Here is an 11,950-nt window from a genome sequence, read left to right as displayed (position 1 = left end):
TTATTTGGGGGTGCTCGATTCAAGCAATTCGTTAATCATGTTTTGGTGTTTTTGGCGTTGGATATGGCGTCGAAGACGGTTAGCCAAAAAGATACTGTGTAATTCCATTAATGCTGTTTCAAAGTGGTTGTTAATGACCACATAGTCAAATTCATCAAAATGCGACATTTCACTCACGGCTTTCGACATGCGAGAAGTGATAACCTCTTCGCTATCTGTTCCTCTTCCTTTTAAACGTTTATTCAGCTCCGATAAACTTGGCGGTAAGATGAAAATGCTAATTGCATTCGGGAAAAGAGATTTTACTTGGCGAGCACCTTGCCAGTCGATTTCTAAGATAACGTCTTTACCTTCAGATAGTTTCGATTCGACAATTGATTTGGAGGTGCCGTAAAAATTGTCGAAAACTTCTGCATATTCCAGAAAGTCGTTTTGCTCGATTTTTTGTTTGAATGCATCAACCGTGACGAAAAAGTAATTCACCCCATCTTCTTCACCTGGGCGAGCTTGTCGGGTTGTGGTCGAAACTGAAACCTGAATGTGCTGGTCGCGTTCTAGTAATTTACTGACAAGAGAGGACTTGCCTGCACCTGATGGTGCTGAGATGATGTAAAGCGAACCAGTCATGATTTTCGTTTTAACTCTTTGTTGTTAAGTATCCCGTTAAAGTTAGAGGGATTCTTTTGATGTAATTTGATAGTATTTTTACTTTGTAGCAGATTTGGCATTTTAACAGAGTTTGAATAAAAATTAACTAGGTAGCCTGTAACATACAACTATAAAATTGTTAGTAGCAGAAATTTCAATGATAAAAGCATAAGGTCTGCTGTGAAACAAAGGTATAAAAATCAGGTTATAAATTTCGGGAGCAAATATTTTAAGTTGTTCCTATAGTAGTGGGCTAAAATAGCGGCATGCATAAAGAAAGTATTTTTTTAATCGGTCCAATGGGGGTTGGGAAATCCACAGTAGGACGTTTTTTATCGGAAAAGTTGCATTATGATTTTGTGGACAGTGACCATGAAATCGAAGCCAAAACTGGCGCAACCATTCCGATGATTTTTGACATCGAAGGTGAAGAAGGATTTCGTTCCCGGGAAGCCAGTGTTATTGATGAGTTAACCCAACGTACTGAGACTATATTGGCAACTGGCGGTGGCGCTGTTTTAGATCCTGAAAATCGTAAGCACTTACGTTCACGTGGCTTTGTTGTTTATCTTAAATCATCGGTTGATGCTTTGGTGCAGCGTACAAAACATGATCGCAATCGACCATTGTTACAAACCGACAACCCTGAACAGGTGTTGGAAGACTTAATGAAAAAACGTGATCCACTCTATATGGAAGTGGCGGATTTGGTGATAGAAACTGAGCAGACGCCAGTTCATCGTGTGGTTAAACAAATCGTCGACAAGCTAGAAGAAGAACACCTTGTTTAACTTGCCTATCTTAAGTACCAGCATATAGCGTTAAAGAATTGAGGACAAAATATTGAAAACATTACATGTCGATTTAGGAGAAAGAAGCTACCCGATTTTTATCGGTCAAAGTCTGATTAGCAATCCTGAGTTGATTAGTCCCTATGTACAGGGTAATCAAGTATTGATTGTGACTAACACGACTGTTGCGCCATTGTATTTAGAGCAAGTCGAACAAACTTTTGCAGATTATGAAGTGCGCGTTGCGGTGTTACCGGATGGTGAAGAGTACAAAAATCTTGAAATCCTTAACAAAATTTTTGATGTTGCTATTGCTAATCGATTTGATCGAAAGTGTACCTTTGTTGCCTTAGGTGGTGGTGTTATCGGTGACATGACGGGGTTTGCGGCTGCATCTTATCAACGAGGCGTGAACTTTATTCAGATTCCAACCACGCTGTTGTCTCAGGTGGATTCTTCTGTTGGTGGTAAAACCGGGGTTAATCATCCTTTTGGTAAAAATATGATTGGTGCCTTTCATCAACCAGAATGTGTTGTGATTGATACGGATGTCCTGAGCACTCTTGAAGATAGAGAATTATCGGCAGGTTTGGCGGAAGTCATTAAGTACGGTTTAATTACGGATTATCCTTTCTTTGAGTGGCTTGAACAGCATATGGATGATTTGATTGGTCGTGACTCAGCAGCATTAACAGAAGCGATTGAGCGCTCATGTCAAAACAAAGCAAAAATCGTTGCGCTAGATGAAAAAGAGTCTGGTATGCGTGCTTTGTTTAATCTAGGTCATACCTTTGGGCATGCTATTGAAGCAGGGATGGGGTATGGCAAATGGTTGCATGGTGAAGGCGTTAGCGCTGGGTCGATGCAAGCGGTTTATCTCTCGAAGTTAATGGGCAACCTGACACAAAGTGATCTAGATAGAATTGAAGCGATTTTTAAACACGCCAACTTACCGACCTTGCCGCCAAGTGTTGAAGAAATGTCTAATCAACGTTTTCTAGACCTAATGGCGGGTGATAAGAAGGTTCATGCAGGTAAGATTCGGTTGGTTTTGCTAAAAGAAATTGGTCAGGCTTATGTGACTGGCGATTATTCGCAAACCTTGCTTGAACAAACACTCACGGAATGGCGCTGAGAACACTGTTAAACGAATCAATAAAGGCATGACATGACAGACGCACTGAGTAAGCAATTTGATGCTGAAGGGGTAAGTTTTTCGATGAAAGATCGTCTTATGATGATCGAAGTCGATAACCCTTTCGCAACAGCGGTTATTACGCCTCATGGTGCTAGCGTGTTAAGTTTTATACCTAAACAAGGGGCTTCTGCGGGGCAAGATTTGCTTTGGGTGTCGGATGTGGCGATATACGATGGGCAAAAGCCTGTACGAGGTGGTATTCCTATTTGTTGGCCTTGGTTTGGTAAGTCTGATGAAGAGGGGCTACCTGCTCATGGTTTTGTTCGTAACCGTGTATGGCACTTAGATAGTGCACATTCTCATGATAATGGCACGACAGAATTGGTGCTAACTTGTGATTCCGATGATGTTACGCGAAAGGTTTGGCCGCATGATTTTCATTTATCTTTGCGTATAGAAATTGGTGAAAAGCTGTCTTTGACATTAACAACACATAACCTCAATGGCTATGACTTGAGCTTCACTGAAGCTTTTCATACTTATTTCGCCGTTTCTAATTCGACTGGTGTTGAAGTTCAAGGGATGGCAAGCGCGCTTCTGCTGGATAAGTTAACCAATGCAGTGCCAGTTCGTCAACAAGGGTCAGTGCATATTGATCCACCTTTGGACAATGTTTATTTAGATCAAACAAGCCCCGTATCTTTTGATGATGTGAGAGCGAACCGCCGTATTGTGATTGAAAAGAATCACAGTCAATCCAGTGTCGTATGGAATCCTGGAGCAGAAGGCGTGAAAGCCTTTTCCGATATGGGTGATGACGCTTGGCAAACCATGTTGTGTGTTGAGTCAGGTAATGTATTGGATAATGCGGTTGTGGTTCCAAGTGAATCAAAGCACGCTATCAGCATGACTATTTTTGCTGAGAAGCTTTCGTAAGAAGCTAGGTATTAGGTTTGGAGGGATGAAATGTCCAATAAAAATATAAAGCCATTATGGGTAATCAACCTTTTGTCTATGTTGTCCATGGTATTTGGCATTATTGCGCTTTGGTTGTTTTTGCCAGCATTGCTGGTTGTCTTCGATATTAATCCGTTAAAGCCAGGCGCGTATGAGTTTAATATTGCTTTTATGTGGGGGTTGCCATTGATGGTTTTAGCAAACTTGATGGCTATTTTGGTTTTAAAATGGCGAGGCCATGTTTATCGTGGATTGCTACTGAGTTTAGGTTTTATTTTTACATTGGTTGCTGATGTGGGTTTGACATTGTTGTTGGTTTTAAAATGAGCAGTAAAGTGAAAACGTAGTTATAAAAAAAGCCCCGGTTTCGGGGCTTTTTGTTTTTATGTTGAACATTAAGTATTATGCAGTTTGCATATTTGCACGCATTTTTAATAAAGCTTGCTGTTCAATTTGACGGATACGTTCCATTGAAACGCCGTAAATTTCCGACAATTCTTTCAAGCCCATTTTGTCTTCATTTAGCCAGCGTTTACGGATAATATCTTGACTACGTTCATCTAAGTTACCTAGTGCTGATGTCATCATGTTTAGCTCATAAGTGCTTTGAGACTCATTAACCAACTGTGTTTCAGGGTCAGGTTCTTGGCTAACTAGAATAGGATAAGACTTTCCAGATTCTTCCGAGTCATCTGGGCTCATATCTACAGGTAAGTCCTGACCATAGAGACGGGTTTCCATTTCTAACACGTCGCGTCTGGTTACACCTAATGCTGTTGCTACGTCATCGGCATCTTTATCGCCAAACCATTCCAAAGATTTTTTGGTGCTTCTTAGCTTAAAGAAAAGTTTGCGTTGTGCTTTAGTTGTTGCTGTTTTTACGATACGCCAGTTTTTAATGACATATTCGTTGATTTCAGCTCGAATCCAATGAACTGCAAATGTCATTAGACGCACGTTTTCTTCTGGATTAAAGCGTTTAACGGCTTTCATTAAACCGATATTGCCTTCTTGTACTAAGTCAGCAAGTGGTAAGCCATAACCTTTATAAGAGCGTGCAACCGGCACAACATAACGAAGACTAGACAATATAAGTTGTCTAGCAGCGTCTAGGTCTTTTTGATAATAAAGTTTTTCAGCAAGCGCATGCTCTTCCTCTGCATTCAATTGCGGCAGAGATCGAACCGTTACCAAGTAGTTTTCGATGTTTTGTCCTGGAGTAAGGCTAGCGCTTAACGGAATCATTTGATTTGTCATACAATCCTGCTCCTGTTGATTCATCTTTTTCATTAGGTACTAATATACAGAAATTAGCACTCAAGTCAATAGAGTGCTAATTATTTCTTATGATCTTCATGATATCGACAGAGTTTATAAATACTTTAGAAAAACAAAAGCTTATTAAACTTATCTAAATGCATTTCTAGGTTTTTATTTGGCGTTATTCTGGCTGAGAAGGTGTTCGTCCCAGCATGCGGTTTAGAACATTATCTTTGTAAACCAAATGGTGTTTTAAGGCACCAGCGATATGTACCATCAGTATAAAAGTAATAAAGAATCCTGAGTAAACATGTAAAGGTTTGACAATAGCTTTGATGTCAGGGTTTTCGCCAACCAAATTTGGCAGCGTAAATAGATTGAAGAACCCAATATCATGCCCGCCTGCGCTGACCATCATATAACCGGAAATAGGCATCACAATTAAGGATAGGTATAAAAAGCCTTTTACAATATGGCTGAGAACGATTTCAAGGCGGTTTTCACCAATATCAGCAGGGTTTGGTGAAATTTTCAGCCAAATCATTCCAAGAATCATCAGTAAAAATAAGCTGATTCCCAGAGAGAAATGTAATTGAAATACATTGCTTCTAGCTTCACCTTTAGCCATAAATTCTTCAGCGATAAAGGCGGTAAGTATTGCAAGAATAAAGGCAAAAGCGGATATCCAATGATTAGCACGTGAAACTAAACCGAAAGAGTGTTCTGTATTTTTTAAGCTCATGATTTTTCCATTTGTAAGGAATTTGAAATTTAATTCTAACGGATTAAGCTTAAATGAGAATGAAAAAAAAGACCAGTTAAAGTAACTGGCCTTGGGAGTAAGTAAAGCTTTCGAATTTGAAAGGAAAGAAAGCCAAACTTGGTTGCATCAGATAAGCTAAGGAGAATTAAGCGTGATCACCTAGCTCACCTGTTTGATGCATCATTTCTAACCAAGCATCTCGTAGCTCAGTAAGAATTTCGATCGCGCTGTCTAAGTAGAAAGTATCTTTCTCAAAAACAGCTTCTTGAATAGCTTTGTCAGCATAATGATATAGTTCTTCTAAATCATATGCAATTGGTGTATGTTCAGTCATGCTTAGACGGTCACGAAGCGCGTCAAGAATCGTAGTCATTCGACCTAGATGAAATCCTTTTTCAACTAAAGCACTGGACTGGTGGCAAACTTTTGCCAAGTTTCCTTTATCAACAACGCCTTGAAGAAGTAGTAAAACGGTTTTTCTTGGGTTTTCTGCCAAGTGTTTTTCAGCTTGTTCATCACGTTGGTAGTCGGTAATCAAAGGAGCTTTAGTTTCAGCTGTCATATTTAAATTAGTTGTCATGGCTATTTCCCTTTGTGGTAAATATTTTTTAAAGTTTTTCTTTACCTGTCGAATAGCACTGAGTGTGCCAAAATGATCGAAAATGCCTGAAACACAGGTAACACAATGTTTTTACAGGGTTTTAAGTATGGGAAAAAATTGCCGTAAAGCGGAAAATTGACGATAAAAAACTGGCAAGTCTTGCTGTTCGTCAGAAATTTGACGGAGTGTTTTTTGGTGATTAACCCCAGCTTGGTCATTTTTAGTCAAAAATCTGCCAGGCTGGGTATTAGGGGATTAGAAGGTGATGGTTACCGCTTGGGCAGCTTGTTTTGCTTTTTCTAAAGCATCTTCGATGGTTTCACCTCTAGCCAGAGCAACGCCCATGCGTCGTCTACCCGCAATTTCAGGTTTCCCAAATAGTTTAATTTGAGTATTTGGCTGCAAGAGGGCTTGCTGCAAGTTTCCAAATGCGGTTTGGGTTGAATTGCCTGTAGGTAAAATCACGCTTGAAGCCGAAGGTCCATGTTGAACAATGTTTGGAATCGGTAGACCAAGTATGGCGCGGACATGGAGTGCAAACTCAGATAAGTCTTGAGAGATTAAGGTGACCAGACCAGTGTCATGCGGGCGGGGAGATACTTCACTAAAGATGACATCATCACCTTTAATAAAGAGTTCTACGCCAAATAGTCCACGGCCGCCTAAGGCGTCGGTAATGTTTTTTGCAATATGTTGCGCATTATCTAGGGCTTTAGGTGTCATAGGATGCGGTTGCCAGGATTGACGATAATCCCCATCTTCTTGTATATGCCCAATTGGTTCGCAGAAGCTTGTGCCGTCAATGTGGCGTACAGTAAGTAATGTAATCTCATAATCAAAGTCGACAAAGCCTTCGACAATAACCTTACCTTTGCCAGCACGACCGCCTTCTTGAGCATAATCCCAAGCATGATTAATATCGTCAGCGCTTTTGATGACACTTTGTCCTTTACCGGAAGAGCTCATAATTGGTTTTACCACGCAAGGAATCCCAATCGTTTTTACCGCTTGTACAAAGTCTTCTTTATTGTCTGCAAAAGCGTAGGGAGAGGTTTTGAGTTCCAGTGTTTCTGCGGCAAGTCGACGAATACCTTCACGATTCATCGTCAATTGTGTTGCCTTAGCAGTTGGTACAATATGAAAACCTTGCTGTTCAAGTTCTGCCAAGGTATCCGTGGCAATGGCTTCAATTTCCGGGACGATAAAGTCAGGTTTTTCTTTAAGAATGATTTCTTTTAAAGCATCACCATCTAGCATACTGAGGGTGTAGCTTTTATCAGCAACCTGCATGGCGGGTGCATTTTCATAGCGATCAAGCGCAATAACTTCGATACCAAAACGCTGTGCTTCTATTGCAACTTCTTTACCTAATTCTCCTGCACCACACAGCATTATTTTGGTAGCAGTAGGCGAAAATTTAGTGCCGATAGTGACTTCGTGATTATCGGAATCCTGAAACATGGCATTTCCTTTGCTTTTGATTAAATTAAATTCTGTTAAAGAATTGACTACAGATGTTTTAGATATTGCTTTTCTTATCAATAGATAAGGCTGCGGGATAAAGGTATGATAAAACTCTGAGTCAGGCGAATGAAGCCATTATAGTCAAAGCGGGATGACAAAGGTATTGGTCAACAGCTTTAGACGAAAGAATTATAAATATGAAGTTTGGGAAATTAACATGGTACAAGATGACATGACTCCTTTTTCTGATGTGTCCTTAATCGATGCAAGCGAGTTGAACGACGCATCTCTTGAAAGGTTGACAAAAGAAAGTCGCTTGGCTCATGATCAGTTGAGTCGTTTGGGTCGAGATGATCAAGATTCACTGCAAGCAAAATTGGAGATGGGGAATGTTAAACACCTATTGTCTGACTTGCGTTATAAATTTTCTGGGCGTCAGCAAGATGTTGAAAATCTGATTGAGGCAGAAGTGAAAGCACGAACAGAAGACCTTTATCGCAAAGCGCATTTTGATGCATTAACGCATTTACCAAATCGTGGTTATTTTCATGACATTATGGAGCAGATGGTGCAACGTGCGACAGAAACGGAAACCAGCTTCACTCTGTTATTCTTGGACCTCGATGGTTTTAAAAAGGTGAATGATACTCTGGGTCATCATGTTGGTGATGAACTCCTTCGACTTGCAGCGGCTCGTTTGGTCTCCTCTTTACGTGAAAATGACGTCGTGGCTCGTTTGGGGGGCGATGAATTTGTAGCTTTATTAACGGACTCTGAAGATAGCAGAGAAATCATCGAAAGCATCTGTAAGCGTATGATTAATGAGATTTCCCGCCTGTATTATTTTGATGGTCATGAAGTCCAAATTTCTACTAGCATCGGTGTCAGTCGTTTTCCTCATGACGGCCGAATCACTTCCGAGTTGTCAGAGAATGCTGATAAAGCTCTATATGTCGCTAAAAAATTAGGTAAAAAACGGTTTCGTTTTTATGAAGATGCTGAAACATCACCAGACTTTTTAGCAGAGCAAAGGGAATCAGATATTCGAGAAGCTTTGGAAATGGCTGTGCACAACAATGAATTGATTAGCTGCGTTCAGCCTCAAATTGATCTGAAAGAAAATCGCATTGTCGGTGGCTGTTTGTCCATTGCATGGCAGAATTCATTTTTTGAAAGTTTTTCAGCGATTGAGTGGGCTGATCAACTTGAACAAATGCCTTGGGCAGAGTCGGCGGCAGATTGGTTGTTGGACACGGCTTGTCATTATCTAAAAGATTGGCAAGTGCTTGATCCAGAATTTGTTGTGACATTACCTATTATGAAACCTTTATGGAATGCCTCTCTTCTTAATAAGCTTGAACAGACGGTTGCGCGTTATGACATACCTAAAAATCAATTGCAGCTGTCTTTTTCATTAAAAGGATTGCAGCAAGAAGGTTTAACGATGCAACCTTTGTTGCAAGAGTTGACAGCTGCAGGCTATCAATTAACGCTAGCAGATGTGGGTCCTCAGCCTCTTGATTTGAATTTCTTAACAGGGTTGTCTATTCAAGAGTTTCGTTTTGACCCAGTTTGGTTGGATCAACAGATGCAGTCTGAACAAGGAAAGCAATGGGTGAAAGCCATTATTCAAATGGTACAAAGTTTGGATGCTTGTATGATTGCCAGTGGCGTTCATTCTGAGCAGCAAGCCCAAAGTTTAAAACAATGGGGTTGCGCTTATGGGCAAGGCGTTTATTGGTCAGAAATGATTGAAACAGAAAGTTTCAAAACGCTTATCAGTTGAGCGCAATGTCTTATTTAATGACTATTCGCATTACGCATAGGTTTATACCGCGCTAAGTAAATCCTCCTCAGCATTGTTTAACGCTTGTTGTCTTGCCGTTTCCTCTTTTGCCATATTTGGCGCAATCACCACTTTTATATCTTCAAGACCAATAAAGCCTAAAGCCGTTTTCAAGTAAGGCGTTACATGATCAAATTGCTTGTATGGTGACTCCGTATAATTTCCACCAGATGTCAAAATAATCACAGCGTTTTTGTTTTTCAGTAGCCCTTTAGGGCCGTCTTCCGTATAAGTAAAAGATTCTCCTACACGAATAATGTGATCCAAGTACGCCTTTAATGAAGAGGGTATGCCGAAGTTGTACATAGGCATACTGATCAGTAAAGTGTCTGCCAGTTTAACTTCATTCAGGAATAGGTCAGAATCAGATAAAGCCGCTTGTTGTTCAACAGAACGGCTTTCAGCAGGTGTGTACATTGCACCAATCATAGCTTCAGATAAGTGTTCAGGCGGCTGCATCGCCAAATCTCTGTGGATGATATTTCCTTGCGGATGGGTAGCTAGCCATTGTTTTTGATACTGTTCAGCTAAGTGTTTTGAGTTAGAGCCTTGGGTTAAGGCGCTGCTATCAATTCTAAGTAATGTTGACATAAGATTCCTTGAAATGTATTAACGTTGGAGCCTTATTCTAAAGAGAAAATTGGTAACAAAAAATAAGTGAATCTAGAAAATACTGTTGCAAAATTTGCAACAATAGACAGCTAATGGGTTGTTCTAAAAACAAAAAAGGCCTCATGTTGAGGCCTTTTTGACTGACGTTTTAAAACGTTAGTTCAATTCAGTCAGAATCTCTTTTTCAACCGTATCAATAGATTGTGTTCCATCAACTTTAATGTATTTGATAGCACTGTTAGCAGCTGCTTCAGCTTGGTAGTAGTTGACCAAAGGCGCTGTTTGGTCGTGATACACTTTTAAACGATCCAACACTACATTTTCCTGATCATCATCACGTTGAATCAAGTCTTCACCCGTTTCATCATCTTTTCCTTCCGCTTTTGGTGGATTGTAGACGATATGATAAGTTCTACCTGAACCCGGGTGAACACGACGACCTGCCATGCGATTAACAATTTCTGAATCTGGTACATCAATTTCAATCACAGCGTCAATTGCCACACCAGCAGCTTTTAAGGCATCAGCTTGTGGAACTGTACGAGGAAAGCCATCTAGCAAAAAGCCATTTGCACAGTCCGCTTCTTGAATACGTTCTTTAACTAAGCCGATAATGATTTCGTCAGTAACCAATTTACCTGCATCCATAAATGACTTAGCTAGGTTACCAAGTTCCGTACCTGCTTTAATTGCTCCGCGAAGCATGTCGCCAGTTGAAATTTGTGGGATATTAAATTGTTTGGTTAAGAACTGAGCTTGAGTACCTTTACCTGCGCCAGGCGCGCCTAGAAGAATGAATTTCATGTATGTTCCTAATATTTTTTAGCGTGTTTTAGCAAAATAATTTGGGTGTATGACCAATCAATTTCGGCTTTTGAGGAAGGCGTTTAGTTTGGATTGGTCAAAAAGTTGGGCTATTTTACCATAGTGTGTTTTGCCACCCAATTGTTGCTGTCTAATCTAGGTGATTAAAAACTGCCAGGCTGGGTTTTGAGTAAAGATTCTATGGTATGTAACGATTGTTGTTGGTAATGACCGCCAAACAGATTGAAGTGATTAAGTTGATGATACAGCTGATACAGAGGCCTGCGCATTGCATAGCCTTTGTTGATAGGGAAAATTTCATTGTATCCATCGTAAAACGCTTTAGAAAAACCGCCAAAGAGTTCAGTCATCGCCAAGTCAGTTTCTCTATCGCCATAATAGCTAGCAGGATCAAAAAATACGGCTTCTCCGGTTGCAAGGAAGCTGCTGTTTCCACCCCAGAGGTCGCCATGTAATAATGATGCTTCAGGTTGATAGTCTTGAAAGAATTTAGGCAGCTCTTCTGCCAATTGCGAGCCGGAATTTATTAAGTCAGAACTTGCTCCTTGAGTTGCAGCAAGTTCAAGTTGCGGTAACAGGCGGGCATCTCGATAAAATTCAATCCAGTCGGTATGCCAAGTATTTTGTTGTAGGGTATGACCGATATAGTTATCTTCAAACCAACCGAATTGTTTGTTTTGCTGAATTTGATGGTGAATGAGCGCAAGATCTTTGCCGCGTTGTTCATCGTCTCCTTGAAATCCCATTTGCAAATAAGTCATTAATAGGAAAGATTTGTCTTCGACTCTGCCGTAAGCCAAAGGTTTTGGAGCTTCAACAACACCTGTTGCGAGTAATGTTTCAAGGCTGTGTGCTTCGGTTTGAAATAGAGGTAACGCTTCAGTACGATTCACTTTTAAGAAGTAAGAATCATCGAGTGTTTTAAGATGAAAGGCTTGGTGAATATCACCGCCGCCAACAGGTGACGCACTTTCAATTTTAAGGTCTAGTCCATGTTCGGTACTTAAAGTTTTAGAAAGCGCAGACCAATCCATGATTTCACCTT

The 11,950-nt window shown here is 40.4% G+C and carries 13 protein-coding genes; 5 read left to right on the top strand and 8 right to left on the bottom strand.

Annotation, left to right across the window (positions count from 1 at the left end):
- Nucleotides 1–627, bottom strand: coding sequence for a guanylate kinase (gene gmk / locus N745_RS0110565; protein WP_024852095.1), 627 nt, complete (start codon nt 625–627; stop codon nt 1–3).
- A 287-nt stretch (nt 628–914) separates the two neighbouring features.
- Between gmk and aroK the strand changes: the two genes are divergently transcribed.
- The 4 genes from aroK to N745_RS0110545 are packed head-to-tail and all read left to right on the top strand — an operon-like array spanning nt 915 to nt 3,861.
- Nucleotides 915–1,439 carry a shikimate kinase AroK gene (gene aroK / locus N745_RS0110560; protein WP_024852094.1) on the top strand — a complete coding sequence of 175 codons (525 nt, stop codon included), beginning with the start codon at nt 915–917 and terminating at the stop codon, nt 1,437–1,439.
- A 52-nt stretch (nt 1,440–1,491) separates the two neighbouring features.
- Nucleotides 1,492–2,574: a 3-dehydroquinate synthase gene (aroB, locus tag N745_RS0110555; protein ID WP_024852093.1), complete on the top strand. Its 1,083-nt coding sequence runs from the start codon at nt 1,492–1,494 to the stop codon at nt 2,572–2,574.
- A 33-nt stretch (nt 2,575–2,607) separates the two neighbouring features.
- The gene (locus N745_RS0110550; RefSeq protein ID WP_024852092.1) at nt 2,608–3,513 is read left to right on the top strand and encodes a D-hexose-6-phosphate mutarotase; all 906 of its coding nucleotides are present in this window, start codon (nt 2,608–2,610) and stop codon (nt 3,511–3,513) included.
- A gap of 30 nt (nt 3,514–3,543) precedes the next feature.
- Nucleotides 3,544–3,861: a hypothetical protein gene (locus tag N745_RS0110545; protein WP_024852091.1), complete on the top strand. Its 318-nt coding sequence runs from the start codon at nt 3,544–3,546 to the stop codon at nt 3,859–3,861.
- Between the two features lie 75 nt (nt 3,862–3,936).
- Here N745_RS0110545 and rpoH read toward each other — a convergent pair whose 3' ends face one another.
- The 4 genes from rpoH to purT all read right to left on the bottom strand — a co-directional run bounded on the left by rpoH (nt 3,937) and on the right by purT (nt 7,619).
- On the bottom strand, nt 3,937–4,791 hold the full coding sequence (gene rpoH / locus N745_RS0110540) for an RNA polymerase sigma factor RpoH (RefSeq protein ID WP_024852090.1): 855 nt from the start codon (nt 4,789–4,791) through the stop codon (nt 3,937–3,939).
- 184 nt (nt 4,792–4,975) lie between these two features.
- Complete coding sequence (locus N745_RS0110535) at nt 4,976–5,536, bottom strand: cytochrome b (RefSeq protein WP_024852089.1); 561 nt, start codon at nt 5,534–5,536, stop codon at nt 4,976–4,978.
- Nucleotides 5,537–5,702: 166 nt separating this feature from the next.
- Nucleotides 5,703–6,137 (bottom strand): flagellar export chaperone FliS, encoded by a 435-nt coding sequence (locus N745_RS0110530; RefSeq protein ID WP_024852088.1) that lies wholly within the window; start codon nt 6,135–6,137, stop codon nt 5,703–5,705.
- Between the two features lie 276 nt (nt 6,138–6,413).
- On the bottom strand, nt 6,414–7,619 hold the full coding sequence (gene purT, locus N745_RS0110525) for a formate-dependent phosphoribosylglycinamide formyltransferase (protein WP_024852087.1): 1,206 nt from the start codon (nt 7,617–7,619) through the stop codon (nt 6,414–6,416).
- 220 nt (nt 7,620–7,839) lie between these two features.
- Between purT and N745_RS0110515 the strand changes: the two genes are divergently transcribed.
- Nucleotides 7,840–9,408, top strand: coding sequence for a GGDEF domain-containing protein (locus tag N745_RS0110515; protein WP_169729912.1), 1,569 nt, complete (start codon nt 7,840–7,842; stop codon nt 9,406–9,408).
- A 42-nt stretch (nt 9,409–9,450) separates the two neighbouring features.
- Here N745_RS0110515 and N745_RS0110510 read toward each other — a convergent pair whose 3' ends face one another.
- The 3 genes from N745_RS0110510 to N745_RS0110500 form a co-directional block, all read right to left on the bottom strand.
- Entirely contained in the window at nt 9,451–10,059 is a 609-nt protein-coding gene (locus tag N745_RS0110510; RefSeq protein ID WP_024852085.1) for an FMN-dependent NADH-azoreductase, read from the bottom strand.
- Nucleotides 10,060–10,236: 177 nt separating this feature from the next.
- On the bottom strand, nt 10,237–10,884 hold the full coding sequence (gene adk / locus N745_RS0110505; protein ID WP_024852084.1) for an adenylate kinase: 648 nt from the start codon (nt 10,882–10,884) through the stop codon (nt 10,237–10,239).
- 164 nt (nt 10,885–11,048) lie between these two features.
- Nucleotides 11,049–11,939: a fructosamine kinase family protein gene (locus tag N745_RS0110500; protein ID WP_024852083.1), complete on the bottom strand. Its 891-nt coding sequence runs from the start codon at nt 11,937–11,939 to the stop codon at nt 11,049–11,051.
- Nucleotides 11,940–11,950 lie beyond the last annotated feature (11 nt).

It is taken from the genome of Hydrogenovibrio kuenenii DSM 12350, from assembly GCF_000526715.1.
GTDB lineage: Bacteria > Pseudomonadota > Gammaproteobacteria > Thiomicrospirales > Thiomicrospiraceae > Hydrogenovibrio > Hydrogenovibrio kuenenii.
This window is presented reverse-complemented; position numbering and strand designations above follow the sequence as displayed.